The sequence below is a fragment of the Staphylococcus sp. SA22 genome, assembly GCF_054165785.1.
Genome location: NZ_JBSZQY010000026.1, coordinates 1 through 17,992, shown reverse-complemented (window position 1 = coordinate 17,992; position 17,992 = coordinate 1). Strand labels below are relative to the sequence as shown.

Here is a 17,992-nt window from a genome sequence, read left to right as displayed (position 1 = left end):
CGTAGAGATGCATTTTTTGTGACAATGGTAGAACCTTTTCTGAACCATACGCATAGCGTATGGTTTTCTTTTCATAACAAAGTACACTTTGCTCATAGCAAAGTGTACCCGAGTAGTCTTCCTTGGGAGAACTTTAACTACTATCACTACATATAAACGTTAACCTCAATAGAAATTATACAGTCGCTACTCTATACAATTTTTGTAATGGTTAACTAATATTATTTTAACCTATTTGAAATATTTGAAACATATTTTTGTCGAATTTTTTTCAATAATTTTTCCTTTTTATACTTCAAGAGAATTTTAACCACTAAAAATTCCGATGATTATTATTACAATAGTATCAAATATTAGTTTTTTAAAATCAATAACAACTTATCAAAATGCTCATGTGGTTATTTTATAGTGTATAAACTATAATGAGTATTAAATTCTTATAAACAATGGTGATGAAATGGACATAAATTCAGAAGAATACAAACAAGAGGTACTTATAAAAGATGTTGTCATGCTTGCTGCTCGCATACTATTAGAATCTGGTGCAGAAGGTACGCGTGTAGAAGATACCATGACACGTATTGCAAAAAAACTTGGTTACAGTGAAAGTAACAGCTTTGTTACAAACACTGTCATCCAGTTTACATTACATTCGGAATCGTTTCCTAGAATATTTAGAATTACCTCTCGAGATACAAACTTAATAAAAATTTCGCAAGCTAATAAAATTTCACGTCAAATTACAAACAATGAAATTTCTTTAGCCGAGGCAAAAACGCAACTTGAAAAAATATATGTTGCTAAGCGTGACAGCAGTTTTCCCTTTAAAGGTTTCGCTGCAGCAATGATTGCAATGAGTTTCTTATATTTACAAGGTGGTAGATTGATTGATGTTTTAACTGCGATATTAGCAGGTAGTCTAGGATACCTAGTCACTGAGATTTTAGATCGTAAGTTACACGCACAGTTTATCCCAGAATTCATTGGTTCATTAGTTATTGGGATTATCGCCGTCATTGGACATACACTTATTCCAACAGGTGACTTGGCAACTATTATCATTGCGGCAGTCATGCCTATTGTTCCTGGTGTATTAATAACAAACGCAATACAAGATTTATTTGGTGGACACATGTTGATGTTCACAACGAAATCATTAGAAGCATTGGTTACTGCGTTTGGCATCGGTGCTGGCGTTGGTAGCGTATTAATTTTAGTATAGGAGTATCAGACTATGTTTTGGATCTTAAACTTTATCTTTAGCTTTTTAGCTTCAATGTTCTTCTGCGTCATTTTTGATGCACCTAGAAAATTATATCTATCATGTGGTTTCGTTGGTACGTGTGGATGGATGGTTTACACCTTATTCTTCAACGGCTTTAATGTGCATACTATATACTCTAGTTTCTTCGGCAGTCTTGCCCTAGGTTTATTAAGTCACTATATGGCACGTAAACAAAAAGAACCTGCAATCATTTTTATGGTGACGGGTATCATCCCATTAGTACCAGGTGGATTAGCTTATGATGCAACGAAAAATTTAGTATTATTAAATTTCAGTACAGCAATCAATACCATGCTAGAGGTTACACTTATTGCAGGAGCCATCGCATTAGGTTTATTATTCGCCGACCAAATTTCCAAATTAATTGTTTCTGGGTTCGTGAAATCTTTTAAACGATTATAAATATTTCTTAGAAATGGCTCAGCCTTAACTCTTAGCAATTTTATATGAGGTTTAACTGCCTCGTCTTAAATGTCAATTTATGATACAAAAAATCGCACGATACGCCTTCGAATTAAGAAGGTATACTGTGCGATTCTTTTATTATTTAGTTTTTTCTTTTTCAGGTTCTTCAATCATATCATCAACTTCATTTTCACTTCTATTTAAAATCAAGCGACTTAATTCATCATTATCCATATTTTTCAATTTAGGATATCGAATCACAAAGAATATTAAACCGATGATTAACCATCCAAGCAATGCAATATAAGACGGTGCAGTCAGTGCTGCAGGAGAACCTGGCACTAATAACAACGCTAAGAAAATGAATGATACAAATGAGCCGATAATAGCAAATGTTTTGTAAACCGGTGCATACGTATTACTTTGTTTGTTATAACTGAATAATTTCGCAGCAGACAAACATGTAATAAAGTAGGCAATGGATACACCTGTAGATGACATATCTACAATCCAAGTCAATGCCGTTCTTCCTAGCCAAGGTGCAATTAAAGAGACACTTACTAAGAATATGATTGCGACATATGGTGTTTTGTATTTACTATGTAATTTACTAAACATTGTTGGCATAATACCTGAACGTCCCATAGAAAATAACAAGCGACTTGAACTCATCAAGAATCCATTTAAACCAGTAAATATACCCATCATAATTGCAATTGCTAATACACCTAATCCAATATAACCAAATGCTGTTTGTGTAACAGCACCTGTTAACCACAACTGCCCATTTAAACTTTGATGACTTGTTGATAACCAACCAGTGTATAAAATCATGACAACATAAGTTAATGATGCTGCTAATAAACTGTACACGATAAGCTTAAATGTCTTGTTTGGTGCAAAGTTAAACTCTTCTGCTGTTTGTGGAATATTATCAAATCCAACATATGCCCATGGTGCCACGGATACAATAACCACAATAGACACTAACCATCCTTTGCTAGGTTCAGCTAACGGTTGTAAATTTTCAAGTGCAAAATTATTACCAAAGAATGAACCAAAGAACATCAATAATACGACTATTACCATCGCCACACAGAAATAATATTGTAATGATCCAGATACACTTGCGCCACGAATCGTTACTAGCATGAATACAAGTAGTAATACGGTCGCAATAATGATTTCCGTAATATAAACGTCCCAGCCCGCAATGGTGTATAGTTTCCCATTATTTAAGACATCTGGCAATAAGAATTTAACTAGTAAACTGAATGCGGTCGCATTTAAAGCAACGACACAGACATAACCAAAAGTTAAAAACCATGATGAGAAGAAACTCACATATCTGCCGAAACTTAAGAAACTAAAGGCAAACGCGCCCCCTGATACTGGAAATCTCTCTACTAATGCGCCATAACTAACCGCAATTAATATCATTAATAATGCACCAATAACAATACCAATTGATGCTGCAATCGGACCTGACTGCTTAATCCAGTCTCCTGGTAAGATGAATGCGCCCCATCCGATACATGAACCATATGCAATCGCCCATACAAACTTTTCAGATAGGTTTTGTTTTAAATCGCCTCTATCTATTTGCTTATTCTTTTTTTCCATAAATAAAAACTCACCTCGAAGGTATTCTATACCCAAAAGATGAGTTTGTAACTCTTTTTCTTGATTATTTTTATTAAAAATTTAATGTTTAGTTACATAGGTAATCTAAAGTTTTAAAATTTAACCAGCAAATTTGAATGTCGCAATGATTAACATTATCCATCCAATGATGAACAATACGCCACCAATTGGTGTAATCGCACCTAAAACTTTAATTTGAGTTAATACTAAAATATATAATGATCCACTAAAGAAAATAATACCAGCAAATATTAACCAGCCAGCCCAGTTAACATTGATTGAAGTTGTACCACTAATTACACCTATAATTAATAATGCTAAGCCATGGTACATTTGATACGTCGTTGCTTTTTCCCATACTGATAAGTAGTGATCACTTATTTTTCCTTGTAAACCATGCGCACCAAATGCACCTGTTCCGACAGCCATCATCGCGTTTAATGCACCTAAAATAATAAATAATTTCATTGCTACCTCTCCTTATATAATTCAGTATTAATAAATGTTTAAATCCGAACACTCGAATAAAAGTATATGCGTCTTGATTATTAACCTACATACTTAGCAAGCTATTAAGCAATTATGTTTCATTGTTGCTTTTTAAAAATCAAATATGGATTCACCATTGCCAATGTCATCATCTGTCGCTAATCTTTGTTGTTGGTTTGAAGGTTGTGAATATGACTTATGATGATGCGCTGAATGCATATTTACTTTGCCACCCATCGCTTCAATTTCAGCAGCTGTCACTTGATGTGTTGGCTGCGTAATTTGTGAGTGTGGCATTTGATTATGGTTAGGAATACGATGATTCATTTGTTGTTCACCAATATGTGGTGTATTTGATGTTGAAGCATATAAAGATGTTAATATATGTATGGCATACATATGTTTTTCAAAGTCATGGTCATGCTGCGCCTGCTCTGCTTGTACTAATTCTTGCTCTATTCGTGTTATTAAAGTTTCTCTATTCACCATCTACGCCTCACTTTCACACCAATTAATTGGTGATTTTCCTACTGACTCTAAATAGGTATTCGCTTTGGAATACGGTTTTGATCCAAAGAATCCTCTATATGCAGACAGTGGACTAGGATGTACTGATTTTATAATACAATGTTTAGATGTATCGATAAGCTTTATTTTTTGCTGTGCAGGTTTCCCCCACAAAATAAAGACAACATGTTCTTTATAATCAGACACTGCTTTAATAATTTCATCAGTAAATGTTTCCCAACCAATATCACGATGAGAATTTGCTTCACCCTGTCTTACGGTTAAAACTGTATTCAATAACAAGACGCCTTCTCTTGCCCAATCTTGTAAATGTGGTGTTTGTCTAACACATCCAATATCATCTGCTAATTCTTTATACATATTACGTAAAGATGGAGGGAATTTTGCGTTAGGTTGCACTGAAAATGCTAATCCATGTGCTTGGTTTGGACCATGATACGGGTCTTGTCCTAATATAACAACTTTGATATTTTCAAACGGTGTTAAATCAAACGCTTGATATATATTTTCCCTATCAGGGTATACGATTGCAGTCGAATATTCTTTTTCTAAAAAATCATGCATAGCTTTAAAGTCATGTTTCGTTGTTATGTCATGAAAAATTTGCGACCATTCCATTCAATCTCACCTCAGGACATATTTTAACATATCACACTTATCTAAAGTGAATGACATTTTCAAAAGTTACAATAGTATGAATGATTCATTTCAACAATCATCAAATATTGAATGCTTAATATTTTTCAATTAGGTTAAAAATGATATGATGAATACAATATTATTATGTAGGAGTGAAGCTCAATGGCTTTAAAGAAAGTTTTAACAATTGCCGGTTCTGACACAAGTGCTGGCGCAGGTATGCAAGCAGATTTGAAAACGTTCCAAGAATTAGATACGTATGGCATGGTCGCTTTAACTGCCATCGTTACTATGGATAAAGATACATGGTCACACGATGTCACACCATTACCTATGGACGTATTTGAAAAGCAACTTGAAACGGCTTTATCAATCGGACCTGATGCTATTAAAACAGGTATGTTAGGTACTGAGGAGATAATCAAACGTGCTGGAGAAGTATATGAGGCATCTAATGCACAATACTTTGTAGTAGATCCTGTCATGGTTTGTAAAGGCGAAGATGAAGTGCTTAACCCTGGAAATACTGAGGCGATGATTAAATATTTACTACCTAAAGCAACGGTAGTGACACCAAACTTATTTGAAGCAGGTCAATTATCAGGATTAGGTAAATTAAATTCAATTGAAGATATGAAAAAGGCTGCAACAATTATCTTTGATAAAGGCGCAAAGCATGTCATCATTAAAGGTGGCAAAGCTTTAGATCAAGATAAATCGTATGACTTATACTATGATGGTCAAACATTTTATCAACTAACTACAGACATGTTCCAACAAAGTTATAACCATGGTGCTGGTTGTACATTTGCTGCGGCAACAACTGCATATTTAGCTAACGGTAAGTCACCAAAAGAAGCTGTGATTAGCGCGAAAGCTTTCGTCGCTTCTGCTATTAAAAACGGTTGGAAAATGAATGATTTTGTTGGTCCTGTGGATCACGGTGCATACAACCGTATTGAACATATCGATGTTGAAGTAACAGAGGTTTAATGCTTCGTTCATAAAAAATAGATTAACCACACCTTATGATTTGAGTGTTATTGCTGTGCGCCAGTAAAGTTAGCTTTCAAAGACTAACTTTGGGGATCAGTACATAATAAAGTCACTTTCGGTGTGGTTATTTTAGTTATTAAATACTTGTTTGATTTTCACATTTAAATTGGGCAAATAAGTTTTATAAGTCATCGTTATAGGTAGTTTTATTTCAACATATGTATATAATATTCATTTACAGTGTCACGAATCAGTTATCCTAAAAAAACAAATCCTTTCGGAAATTTATTATGCCCTTGTTTAAACATAACGTTTTATCCCGCTCTACTAATTCTGCCGTTTTTTTGAAATTAAAAATAACTTCTCAACGACTTTATAAAAATATATTCCTTTTAAAACATGATACATAAATAGTCTTGGTAAACCATACGTTCTATGTCTGATAAAAAGTTGATACTTAAGGTTGATGTCACACATAAAAATGTTATTTATAATATAACCATAGAGTAGCAAAGGAGGTAATATAGGTTATGATTATTTATCGACAGTATCACCATGAAGGCGCACCAGTTTATGAAATTATAACCAAAACGTTTCAGCATGTTTCAATTAAATGTGACGATTCATTTAGTGATACTGAAATATTCAAATTGCTCTCTTTATTACAAGACGATATAGATCATATGAAAGTTAGTTAAATTGACTAATCGTTCCAATAATCCAGAATTTATTAAACATTGATATAGTTGTTATTATTATTTTAGATTAATGCATCCCCGTGCAAAGAAAGAAACGTAACCTATATTTATCTCTGTTCCCAATAATAATAACAATACATAACTGATATTAGCTGTCCTTTCATCTCCTAATTAATATGCGTTCATGCAGCTAATATCGGTTATTTTTTTGTGCTCAAAGAAATCTTTATTTTAATCTCTCCATCGTCATTAATTGCTATCATTTCTTGCTCGTGTTCTTCAATGAATTCGATATTTTCATTTATTAAAATAGGTTTAACGTAGTTAATTTGACACTGGTTCGCCTCTATTGACATAGCCATCAGCATCATTTGACTCACTAATTGTCCTGGCACAATCTCATTATGTATTGGATTATCATCATTTACGAGCGCCAAATATTCATTTATCCATATCTCATTAAACTTCATCTCTACTTCATCGCCTTAATAAAAGTTTGTGTAACCGTTATGACATGTTGGTCATTTTTAGTTAATGTTAAAGCCATTGTATAACGTGTGATATTGCGAATCTGTCGGCATTCAATATCTTCTAAATGCCCTACATATATTGTGTCTACTTCTATCTTTTGAGTTTGATTAATTGCTGATTTTGTTAAAATCAGTTCGCTATTTGCATATTTTTTAAATAAATCAAATTTTGGCCATAATGAAGCACACATTAATGGTGGTACTTCTTTTCTATAAGGTTGGTTAAAACACTGATAATATGCAGCCACACTATCCTTAGAAAATGACACATTTAATCGCTGGTTAGAATCGAGTAAATAATGCTGCATTTCCTAGACCTCCCCCAATCCCCATAGATGCAATCATAGTCTCTTTGTCAAACATATAAAATAATCGCGTCACTAATTGGGCACCGCTTGCACCGTATGGATGACCTGATGCTAATGCACCACCCCATATATTTAATTGCGTATTTGAAATATTTAAAGCTTGTTGGCAGGCAACCACCTGTGCACTGAACGCTTCGTTAATTTCAATGACTTCAATATTTTCTATCGTTAATTGATTTCTTTTTAGTAAGTTGGAAATGGCTGGTACTGGACCAATGCCAGGAAAATTAGAATCAACACCTACCGTAACACCATCTTTAAATAATAAACCATGCTCGAAACCTAATTCGTATGCCATATCTTTTTCCATAATAAGCAATAAAACTGCACCATCATTTTTCATACAACTATTCGCAGCGGTAACGGTCCCACCTTTGATCACGGGCTTAAATTGGCCAAAGTTATCTTTCGGAATATGTGATTTTAGACTTTCATCAGTGTTGAATATTTCTCCTTTAACGGTTATAGGTAATATTTCCTGAGAAATATTTCCATTCTTTACATTTTCCGCTGTCAATTGATGACTTCGATAAGCAAATTCATCTTGTAATTCTCTTGAAACATCATACATCTTGGCTACATTTTCAGCACCTTGAATCATTGATGGGTCGCTCATTTCAGGTGCAAATGATGCACGCTCATAAAACTCAGGTAATGCTGTTTCGTACACAGAATGCGGTCGTTTGATTTTCCAAGGTGCTCGACTTGTACTTTCAACACCGCCTGCAATATATACCTTGCCAGCTCCGGCTTGAATCATACGACATGCATATTGAACACTTTCAAGTCCAGACCCACATTGCCGATCGATTGTGACGCCAGGTATTGAATCTTTGAGCCCCGCTTCAAGCAATGCTTTTCTTGCTATATTGCCACCATTCCCAACAACATTACCTAAAACTACATCATCTATTTTAGATATTACCTCTGGATACTTCTCTTTAAAATGTTGGAATAAAGGTTTGAGCAATTGTTCTGGCTCTAAATGTTTTAAAGTGCCTCCATATTTCCCAAATGCAGTTCGTTTAGCTGCAACTATGACTGCTTGATTCATATTATAATTCACCTCTCAAATACATCGATATCATTTTTTCTCTAGCAATTTTACCACTTGCAGTGTAATACATCTTTTCTACACGATGAATCTTCGATGGAATTTCATAGCGTTTCACTTTCTTTTTTAAAAATTGTTTTACATTTTTATGTGTAAGTGTCACATCACCAGAATAAAGCAATACACCTATTTGACCAAAACGCTTATTTGGAATACCGATTATAATTGCTTCATCAATGCTCGACGATTGCGTTAAATGGCGTTCAACATGTGCTGGATATATATTTTGACCACCAATAATTAACATATCATGTTGTCGTCCCGTTAAATATAAATACTGCTCTTTTACATAGCCATTATCATTAGTAACAAACCATTCATCATTATTTATACATTGTTCGCTTACATAGCCACTAAACATCATATTACTTTTTATACAAATAGTTCCTATACCATTGTGATCGTGATTCGTTGTTTTCAATTCCACATTTGGAAATAGCACCCCTACTGATTCAACTGGTGCTTCCTGATTCAAGTTATAGCTGATAAAACTGGTTTCCGATGTACCAAAAAATTCAATCAAATTTATGTCATTTGCTTGATTTTTTATCTTTTTAAAAATAGAAGAATGCAACTTATCTCCACTGCTAAAAAATGATTGGATTGTATGTTCATTGTTGTAAACTAACAATAATGATTTAATCATCGTTGGAACAAGAAACATAGCAACTTTGTATGATGATATTTTACGACATTGATTAAGTAACTTTTCAGGATGAAAAGTGGTCTGTCCTATAAAAGTACGACCAGAACTTAAAGCAAACAATAACGCATATAATGTTAACGAGTACGATAGTGGTCCGGGGGCTACTATGGCATTTTCATTTTTTAACATCAACATTTCATTAACTTCAAAAGAAGCCAACCATGAATCTTCATCACGATAATATGCTTTTGGCAGTCCAGTTGTCCCTGAAGTAAAACCAATATGTAATAAATTGGGGTAGTGCTGTAATTGCGTTGAATCAATAAACATCGGTGAGTCTATACTCTGCATGAGACCTGTATCTTCAATTACATCTTTAATACCATATTTTTCAATCAATTGACGATGTATAGTACTTTGCCATTTACCTTCCATCATCATAGGCACTTTATGTAAACGATGCAAAGCTAAATAACAAATAATACTTTGCACCGGTGATTTCATATTAATAGCAACGACAGGGTTAAGTGAATATTTCTGCAAAGATTCAACTGCGCTAGTGATGCGGGCATTTAGTTGACTATATGTAATTGTTTCATCATCGATATGTAATGCTATGTGATTAGGTTTATTTTGAGTATGTGTTTTCAACTGTTCTAAAATTACGTTCATCAATATCCCTCACTCAATGTAAACTTTAAAATACATCTTGTTAACATTATATAATGAATAAGTATTTTTATCAGGTAAACCTGCCTATTATAAAAATCAAACTTAAGCCCTAGATAAATTTGATACTGTAGTACCATGTTTTTTATTAGTTAAGACGTTACTATATGTATATAGAGAAAAGAAGTTATCGCAATCGCAATAACTGACACAAATAAGTCACCCAATCTATTTAAGTTTGTGTTCTCTATAATAATATTGAAGGTTAGAGTCTCAATATTAATTGCGTTGGACAAAATACTCTAAGACATATTTACATCCTAACATTTCAATAGCAAGAGAATTTTAAGTATTCAAAGCTAAACATATGCTTTAAGTCCCCTCTTTCCCCCATTGCGATAATCATTGCAGTGGGGGTTTATGTATATACAAAAACTTTATTACAGCTAATTACAGTTCTCAATTTAAAAAGCACTTTAAAGTTAGCAGAACCTACTAGCTTTAAAGTGCTTATATACGATTGATTTATACTTTTTATTATAATCTCTAATCTTTACGTTCTTTAACCCACCATAATGCTTCTTTTGGGTGTTCTGTATAATAAGCTCTATCTTGCTCGTTATCTACATTTGGATACGAACCTTTTAGAGATTTTCCTGCTGTACTTAAATGTAAGAATGTAATAACTAAAAAGCCAATAACACTGATTGCTGTTAAATAATACGCAGGTGCTAATGGATCTCCAGTTTTCGTAACTAACCATGTTGCAACTAATGGCGTCGTACCACCAAATATCGAAACAGAGATATTAAATGTTACTGATAAAGTTCGATATCTTATATGACTGTAAAACATCGTTGGTAACGACCCTGGCATTGTCGCTTCGTAAGTTGATAAGAAAAATCCTAATATAAATATACCGATTACTATTACAACAAATGATTGTGAATGTAATAACATAAATGCGATGATACTAAATAATGTTAGCCCACCAGTACCAATTAGAAATACTTTCTTTTCACCTATTTTATCCGCTAACTTACCAAACATTAATGCTAATGGAATCATTATTGCCATGACACAAGTAATTAATACACTTGTTGTCGTTGCATCTAATTTAATAACTTGTTCTAAATAGGTTGGTAAATATGCAGTTACCATATAGTTCGTAACATTGAAGAATACAACAGCTACAAAACACACAAATATATCTTTGTAATAAAATCTGATGATTTGTAAAAAGTTAATGTTATCTCTTTCTGGTTGTGTTGCAACATCATTTTCGAAAACTGGTGATTCTTCAAGCTTACGACGTAAATATAAGCCAAATAATCCTAGGAATAAACCAAGTAAGAATGGGATTCTCCAACCAAATGATGCCATTTGTTCATCTGTTAAAAAGAATGTTAATACAGCAATCATAATTGAAGCAGCTATGTAACCTGATAATGTCCCAATTTCTAGTCCACTACCTAATGAGTTACGACGCTTATCTGGAGATGATTCGGCTACATATGTCATTGCACCCGCATACTCTCCACCTGTTGAAAACCCTTGTAGTACTCTTGCAAGCAATAATAGTATTGGTGCCCAAAGTCCAATTTGATCATAACTTGGCAATAATCCAATGGTTAATGTTGAAAATGCCATTAAAATAATTGTTGATGTTAATACAACTTTACGTCCATATTTGTCACCAATAATACCAAATACAACACCACCAATTGGTCTTAATAAAAACGCAATGGCTAATGCTGCGAAAGTCAACATTTGTCGAATGTCTGCACTCTCTACTGGAGAGAAGAAGTTCGCTCCAATGTACGCAGTTGTATATGCATAGACACCAAAATCAAACCATTCCATTGCATTACCGATACCGGTTGCAACAACGGTTTTTTTGGCTTTCTTTGCATCCACCATGTTAATATTCTCTTTATTAAAATCCATGAATTCATACACTCCCTTTTGTATGTTTCATAATTATACGGAGTTAATTAGTTTTGTCAAATTTATACAAATATAAACTTTTATATAAATGCAAAAGTATGTTCGACAAAAAATTTCACTTTAACGAATTAAATTCAATGATTTTATACCCTCGTACATTTGAATTAAACAATAATAATTCTTAAATCATCGAACGATCAACATATTAGATTTATAATTAAAAATAGCGATAGCACACAACTTCATGTAAGTCATATGCTATCACTACTTTCCTCATCATATTTAAATGTTTATATTCAATTTACTTCAATAACTTTGTCATTACTTTGGTAGTGGGACAGAAATGATAAAGAGCCACTAATGATTTATTATGTAGTGGTTCTTACACATTAGCCACAGCTAATGTGTACTTAAAAATAGGAATACATGAGTAAAACTCATGCATAAGAAATACTAATTTCTATAGAAAAAGTATTTCTTTATCGTTGTCCCACCCCAACTTGCACATTATTGTAAGCTGACTTTCCGCCAGCTTCTATGTTGGGGCCCCGCCAACTTGCACATTATTGTAAGCTGACTTTCCGCCAGCTTCTATGTTGGGGCCCACACCCCAACTCGCATTGCCTGTAGAATTTCTTTTCGAAATTCTCTGTGTTGGGGCCCCTGACTAGAGTTGAAAAAAAGCTTGTTGCAAGCGCATTTTCATTCAGTCAACTACTGCCAATATAATATTATAGATCCTAGGACATTGATTTATGTCCCAAGCTCATCAACGAATCAGACATCACTCTTTAAAAATTCATAATGTTTAATAAATATTTATTTTAAATTCCTAATCTAAAGCGAAATATTTCTATGTATAATCTAATATTTATGAATATGCATTTTAATCATGGTATTCTCTGTTTTAACAAATTTTATAATACTGTATTAATTTCTGATGGATCATTGATTATAAAATCTGGATTTGAATGGAGTAATGACCTTGCATCATGTGCTCCCCATGTTACTGCTGCAGATGGTACACCAGCATGTTGCGCCATCTCAACATCAAATGTTGAATCACCAATATAAACCGTTTGTTGGCTATTTAAATTGTAGCGTTGCACAATTGTGTGTATGCCTTCAGGATTTGGTTTATATGCACTTACTTGGTCGGATCCAACAGCTTCGGTAATCAAGTGATTTAATCCAATAGCCGATAAATTTCTTTCTAATACATCACTCTTCTTACTAGACACCACGAAAAGTTTTTTCCCTTGGTTATACAAACTTGTAATGGCTTCAGTTATACCCGCAAATTCATAAATATAGTCCTTTTCAATAGATTGATATGTATGTCTAAATGTATCGATTAACTTTGCTAATGCTGCTTCATCTAATGGTCGGTCTGCTAATTTTAAAAATGATTCTTCAATAGGTATTCCCATATAATGCGTTATGTTTTGAGCTGATGGTTCTGTTAAGCCACATGCTTTAAATGCACTTTGTGTTGCTACTTCACCACATTTTTTCGTGTCTGCCAACGTACCATCGAAATCAAAAATATAATTTTCAAACTTCACTATTAACACCCCTATTCGTTTATTATTGATATTATACTATAATTTATTATTTAAATAAAAAAATAATCGATAATATTTCTGCCTAGGCATCATATTATCGACTATCTTTGTTTTTATTCTAAATTAGCATGATTTTGTTGCATCGTTTGTTCTGAAACATTCATTTCAGTCATCAATCCCATTACAACACTATCTAAAAATAATTGTGATGCTTGTTCAAACAAACTTCCTAATGGTTGTGCCGAACCTTGTTCATCATATTTTGTACCTGCAGGCAAAACGATGTTCGTCCCAGCTAGATTGCCTATTGCAGAATCTTTATTTGTAGTAATTAATACGATGTCAGCACCTACTGATTTTGCTTTGTCTGCTAATAATCTTAAATGTTCCGTGGAACCTGAACCAGAGATAATTACAAATACATCATTCGAGTTAATCGCAGGTGTCGTTGATTCTCCAACAACATGTGCCTGTTTGCCGAGCTGATTTAAGCGCATTGCAAAACTATTCGCCACGAATCCTGAACGTCCTTTGCCAGCTACAAATATATGTTCAGCATGTAGTATTTTGGACGCAAACGTTGAAAACTCATCCGCTTCAACATGTGACAAAGTCATCTTTAATTCATCTAGAATTAATTGATAGTCACTAAATTTAGCCATATTACTTACCTTCGATTGCAGCGCGACATTGTTTTGCAGCTTCTACTGGATCATCTGCATTTGCGATTCCGCCTCCAACAATAACAAGGTCAGGACTTTCAGCGACAATTTCTTTAATTGTATCTGGTTTAATTCCACCTGCTACTGCAACTTTAGAATTTTTAATAACAGATTTAACGGTTCTTAAACTTTCTAATGGTGATTGCCCTTCTGCTTGTAAATCATAACCAGTGTGTACTGCAATATAATCAGCACCCATTTCATCTAGTTCTTTTGCACGTTTTTCTAAATCTTGAACAGCAATCATATCAACTAGTAATTGTTTATTATTTTTATGAGCTTCTTCAATAGCTGCTTTAATTGATGCATCTTCTGCAACACCTAGTATTGTAATTACATCCGCGCCAAATTTAATTGCTTGGCTAACTTCATAATCAGCTGCATCCATAATTTTCATGTCTGCTAATACTTTTACATTACTAATGTTGTCTGCCATATGTTTAACTGCTGGTAAACCTTCGTTGTAAATGATTGGCGTACCGATTTCTACGATATCTACATAATCTTTTACTTTATTTGCTAACTCAGCCGCGTCTTCTTTGTTTAATAAATCAATTGCTAATTGTAATTCCACTAAAAATCATCCTTCCAATGCTTTTTATCTTTCTATTGGAACCTTTCCCGAGGCATTTCTTAATTAAACATTGCAATCAATCCATTTCATCGACATGAATTTTCGCAACATTTTTCGGGCAAGCTTCGTCGTCTAAATATATCTCAACATTCGGGTGTTTGTGAAGTAATGTGGCTGGAACATCAACAGAAATTTCCTGATTTAATAAATGTGTAATAGCAGCACCTTTCTTTTCACCAAATGCGAGTAAAATGATACGTTTAGCTTGAAGAATATTAGCAAGTCCCATCGAAATGGCTTGCTTTGGAACATCATCTTCGTTTTCAAAATATCGACTATTAGCCTTAATAGTACTTTCAGTCAAATCAACGATATGAGTAACGCTATCAAACGGCGTACCAGGTTCATTAAATCCAATATGACCATTTTCTCCAATACCTAAAATTTGAATATCACGTTGACCTTGTTGTTCTAAAAGGTCATTATATGTTGACGCTTCCGCATTCATATCATCGGCATCTCCATTCGGAATATGAATATTCTTTCTATTAAAATAAGGATATTGTTTGAAAAGCATGTCATCCATATAATAGTGATAACTTTGCGGATGTGATGCGGTTAAACCTACATATTCGTCTAAATTAAACGTGGATACATTGTCTACGTTTAACTGATTTTTATTTAATAACTTAACAAGTTGTTCATACAAATCTGTCATTGTACCGCCAGTTGCTAAACCTAGTTTACAGTGCTGATTAAATGCCATCTCTTTATATAACTCACATGCAACATAGAATGATGCTTGTTTTTTCGATCCTAAGTTTAATACTTTCATTGTTTACATGCCTCCACAAATTTAATACATTTTAAAAACTTATGAATTCATTCATACACCATTAATATAGCATTATTTTTAATGTTTAACACTTTTCAAATTCCAACAAATTTTTGATTTTTAAAAGTAAAAAACTAATGCTGTATGATTGCGTAATCCTGAGTAATTACCCTTCATGAAAATTAATTTATAAATAATTGAGCAATCGTATACAATTATTGAATAGTTTTTAGTAAAATAGAAAGATAAACACATTGATAGTGTAAGGAGTGAACGTGTTGGAACCAATTAAAGAACAAGAAGTTATAGATTTACTTGCTTCTTTTGAACATAAACCTGTGTATCTGCATGTTGAAACGACAAATGGGGCCTATGCGAACCATTTCGATCAACGTGTTTTTAATGCTGGTACATTTTTAAGAAACATACAAGTAACATATACGCATGCACAACTAAAAGGTGGTAATAAAGAACCTTATCGCATTGGTCTTAAACTATCAAATGGTGGTTGGGTTTATGTACAAGGTCTAACGCATTTTGAGATCAATGAGCATGATGAATTTTTAATTGCAGGTTTTAATTACGAAGGTCAACTCGCTGCAGCACTTCAAATTAGTGAGCGACCATTTAATTTATAGAGGAGGCATCAACATGACTGACGAAAGACATGTATTAGTAATATTTCCACATCCTGATGATGAAACCTTCTCATCTGCAGGCACATTAGCAAGTTATATCCAAAAAGGCATACCTGTAACATACGCATGTTTAACCCTAGGACAAATGGGCAGAAATTTAGGTAATCCCCCATTTGCAACACGCGAATCATTACCAAGTATTCGTGAGCGTGAACTAGAAGAAGCTTGTAAAGTTATTGGTATTACTGATTTAAGAAAAATGGGTTTACGTGACAAAACTGTCGAATTCGAACCCTATGAACATATAGATGGTATGATTAAATCTTTAATCGATGATACAAATCCATCATTGATTATTTCATTTTATCCTGGATATGCAGTACATCCTGATCACGAAGCAACAGCAGACGCTGTAATTCGAACGGTTGAACGCATGCCTAAAGAAGAACGCCCTCGTTTAACTTTAGTTGCGTTCAGTAATGATGCAACCGAAGCTCTTGGAGAGCCTGATGTTCAAAATGATATTACAGATTTTAAAGAACTTAAAATTAAGGCATTTGAAGCACATGCTTCTCAAACAGGTCCATTTTTAAAACAATTAGCAAGTCCTGAAATCGATGGTAAACAACACAGCTTTTTAACAGTCGAACCATATTGGACATATCACTTTAAATCTTAACGGAGGAAAAAAATGACTGAATTTGATTTATCGACACGAGAAGGTCGTTGGAAACACTTTGGTTCCGTAGATCCTATTGAAGGCACGAAACCTACTACTAAGAACGAAATGACAGATTTACAAAGTACACATAAAGATTTCTTATTTGAAATAGAAGAAGTTGGTATTAAAAACTTAGTGTACCCTGTACTTGTTGACCAGTATCAAACAGCTGGCACATTTAGTTTTTCAACAAGTTTAACAAAAGACGAAAAAGGTATTAATATGAGTCGTATTATTGAAAGTGTTGAAAAGCACTATGATAATGGTATTGAACTTGAATTTAATACACTTTATCAGGTGTTACGCACTTTACAAACGAATATGAAACAAAGTGCGGCAGGCGTTGATGTTTCTGGGAAATGGTTCTTTGATCGCTATAGTCCAACCACAAATATTAAAGCAGTTGGTAATGCCGATGTCACTTATGGATTAGCAATTGACGGTGATAAAGTTACACGTAAAGAACTTACTATTGAAGCAACCGTCACAACACTATGCCCTTGTTCAAAAGAAATAAGTGAATATTCAGCGCACAACCAACGTGGTGTTGTCACTGTTAAAACATATATTAATAAAGATCAAGACATAGTTGATGACTATAAAAACAAAATTTTAGATGCAATGGAAGCTAATGCAAGTTCAATTCTATACCCTATTTTAAAACGTCCTGATGAAAAACGTGTGACAGAGCGTGCATATGAAAATCCACGTTTTGTCGAAGACTTAATTCGTTTAATTGCCGCAGACTTAGTTGAATTTGATTGGTTAGACGGTTTCGATATCGAATGTCGCAATGAAGAGTCTATCCATCAACATGATGCTTTCGCTAAATTAAAGTATCGTAAATAATATCATATGATTAATTCAACAGGCTGGGACATAAATCCCTAAAAAACAGCAGTAAGATAATTTTCAATTAGAAAATATCTTACTGCTGTTCTCTATTTATACAATACTTCGTATTGAATGGCTTCGCTTT

20 protein-coding genes are annotated in these 17,992 nt (G+C 33.7%); 7 read left to right on the top strand and 13 right to left on the bottom strand.

The window, feature by feature from the left end; translation table 11 throughout:
- Positions 1–457: 457 nt before the first annotated feature.
- Both ACXQH5_RS13395 and ACXQH5_RS13390 read left to right on the top strand, forming a co-directional pair.
- Positions 458–1,222 (top strand): threonine/serine exporter family protein, encoded by a 765-nt coding sequence (locus ACXQH5_RS13395; RefSeq protein WP_000354081.1) that lies wholly within the window; start codon positions 458–460, stop codon positions 1,220–1,222.
- Positions 1,223–1,234: 12 nt separating this feature from the next.
- Complete coding sequence (locus tag ACXQH5_RS13390) at positions 1,235–1,687, top strand: threonine/serine exporter family protein (RefSeq protein ID WP_000498572.1); 453 nt, start codon at positions 1,235–1,237, stop codon at positions 1,685–1,687.
- 141 nt (positions 1,688–1,828) lie between these two features.
- Here ACXQH5_RS13390 and ACXQH5_RS13385 read toward each other — a convergent pair whose 3' ends face one another.
- The 4 genes from ACXQH5_RS13385 to ACXQH5_RS13370 all read right to left on the bottom strand — a co-directional run bounded on the left by ACXQH5_RS13385 (position 1,829) and on the right by ACXQH5_RS13370 (position 4,969).
- Positions 1,829–3,313 carry an APC family permease gene (locus ACXQH5_RS13385; RefSeq protein ID WP_000412518.1) on the bottom strand — a complete coding sequence of 495 codons (1,485 nt, stop codon included), beginning with the start codon at positions 3,311–3,313 and terminating at the stop codon, positions 1,829–1,831.
- Between the two features lie 120 nt (positions 3,314–3,433).
- Positions 3,434–3,802 carry a DUF423 domain-containing protein gene (locus ACXQH5_RS13380; protein WP_000765183.1) on the bottom strand — a complete coding sequence of 123 codons (369 nt, stop codon included), beginning with the start codon at positions 3,800–3,802 and terminating at the stop codon, positions 3,434–3,436.
- A 132-nt stretch (positions 3,803–3,934) separates the two neighbouring features.
- Positions 3,935–4,312 (bottom strand): DUF5327 family protein, encoded by a 378-nt coding sequence (locus tag ACXQH5_RS13375; RefSeq protein ID WP_000248122.1) that lies wholly within the window; start codon positions 4,310–4,312, stop codon positions 3,935–3,937.
- Positions 4,313–4,969 (bottom strand): uracil-DNA glycosylase, encoded by a 657-nt coding sequence (locus ACXQH5_RS13370; RefSeq protein ID WP_000455258.1) that lies wholly within the window; start codon positions 4,967–4,969, stop codon positions 4,313–4,315.
- 183 nt (positions 4,970–5,152) lie between these two features.
- Between ACXQH5_RS13370 and thiD the strand changes: the two genes are divergently transcribed.
- Both thiD and vraX read left to right on the top strand, forming a co-directional pair.
- Positions 5,153–5,983, top strand: coding sequence for a bifunctional hydroxymethylpyrimidine kinase/phosphomethylpyrimidine kinase (gene thiD / locus ACXQH5_RS13365; RefSeq protein ID WP_001185460.1), 831 nt, complete (start codon positions 5,153–5,155; stop codon positions 5,981–5,983).
- 533 nt (positions 5,984–6,516) lie between these two features.
- On the top strand, positions 6,517–6,684 hold the full coding sequence (vraX, locus tag ACXQH5_RS13360) for a C1q-binding complement inhibitor VraX (protein WP_000587958.1): 168 nt from the start codon (positions 6,517–6,519) through the stop codon (positions 6,682–6,684).
- A 200-nt stretch (positions 6,685–6,884) separates the two neighbouring features.
- Here the strand turns inward: vraX and ACXQH5_RS13355 are convergent, their stop codons facing one another.
- From ACXQH5_RS13355 to nagB, 9 genes are all read right to left on the bottom strand, one after another.
- Complete coding sequence (locus ACXQH5_RS13355; RefSeq protein ID WP_000671088.1) at positions 6,885–7,154, bottom strand: hypothetical protein; 270 nt, start codon at positions 7,152–7,154, stop codon at positions 6,885–6,887.
- 2 nt (positions 7,155–7,156) lie between these two features.
- Positions 7,157–7,522 carry a hypothetical protein gene (locus ACXQH5_RS13350; RefSeq protein ID WP_001165057.1) on the bottom strand — a complete coding sequence of 122 codons (366 nt, stop codon included), beginning with the start codon at positions 7,520–7,522 and terminating at the stop codon, positions 7,157–7,159.
- Positions 7,497–8,636 (bottom strand): thiolase family protein, encoded by a 1,140-nt coding sequence (locus ACXQH5_RS13345; protein WP_001070673.1) that lies wholly within the window; start codon positions 8,634–8,636, stop codon positions 7,497–7,499. The genes ACXQH5_RS13350 and ACXQH5_RS13345 overlap by 26 nt, the downstream gene beginning before the upstream one ends.
- 1 nt (position 8,637) lies before the next feature.
- Positions 8,638–10,014 carry an AMP-binding protein gene (locus tag ACXQH5_RS13340; RefSeq protein WP_001100844.1) on the bottom strand — a complete coding sequence of 459 codons (1,377 nt, stop codon included), beginning with the start codon at positions 10,012–10,014 and terminating at the stop codon, positions 8,638–8,640.
- A gap of 543 nt (positions 10,015–10,557) precedes the next feature.
- A complete protein-coding gene (locus ACXQH5_RS13335) occupies positions 10,558–11,958 on the bottom strand; it encodes an MFS transporter (protein ID WP_000347074.1) in 1,401 nt (466 codons plus the stop codon).
- Positions 11,959–12,875: 917 nt separating this feature from the next.
- Positions 12,876–13,523 carry an HAD family hydrolase gene (locus tag ACXQH5_RS13330; RefSeq protein ID WP_000667399.1) on the bottom strand — a complete coding sequence of 216 codons (648 nt, stop codon included), beginning with the start codon at positions 13,521–13,523 and terminating at the stop codon, positions 12,876–12,878.
- Positions 13,524–13,636: 113 nt separating this feature from the next.
- The gene (gene hxlB, locus ACXQH5_RS13325) at positions 13,637–14,185 is read right to left on the bottom strand and encodes a 6-phospho-3-hexuloisomerase (protein WP_001051598.1); all 549 of its coding nucleotides are present in this window, start codon (positions 14,183–14,185) and stop codon (positions 13,637–13,639) included.
- Between the two features lies 1 nt (position 14,186).
- Positions 14,187–14,819 (bottom strand): 3-hexulose-6-phosphate synthase, encoded by a 633-nt coding sequence (hxlA, locus tag ACXQH5_RS13320; RefSeq protein ID WP_000422864.1) that lies wholly within the window; start codon positions 14,817–14,819, stop codon positions 14,187–14,189.
- A gap of 76 nt (positions 14,820–14,895) precedes the next feature.
- Entirely contained in the window at positions 14,896–15,654 is a 759-nt protein-coding gene (nagB, locus tag ACXQH5_RS13315; RefSeq protein WP_000866420.1) for a glucosamine-6-phosphate deaminase, read from the bottom strand.
- 275 nt (positions 15,655–15,929) lie between these two features.
- On the opposite strand from nagB, the gene ACXQH5_RS13310 reads away from it, so the two are divergent.
- The 3 genes from ACXQH5_RS13310 to folE2 are packed head-to-tail and all read left to right on the top strand — an operon-like array spanning position 15,930 to position 17,862.
- Positions 15,930–16,292, top strand: a complete 363-nt coding sequence (locus ACXQH5_RS13310) for a YojF family protein (protein ID WP_001574742.1) — start codon at positions 15,930–15,932, stop codon at positions 16,290–16,292.
- 13 nt (positions 16,293–16,305) lie between these two features.
- The gene (gene bshB2, locus ACXQH5_RS13305; RefSeq protein WP_000129069.1) at positions 16,306–16,971 is read left to right on the top strand and encodes a bacillithiol biosynthesis deacetylase BshB2; all 666 of its coding nucleotides are present in this window, start codon (positions 16,306–16,308) and stop codon (positions 16,969–16,971) included.
- A gap of 12 nt (positions 16,972–16,983) precedes the next feature.
- Positions 16,984–17,862, top strand: a complete 879-nt coding sequence (gene folE2 / locus ACXQH5_RS13300) for a GTP cyclohydrolase FolE2 (protein ID WP_000134238.1) — start codon at positions 16,984–16,986, stop codon at positions 17,860–17,862.
- Positions 17,863–17,992: the final 130 nt, after the last annotated feature.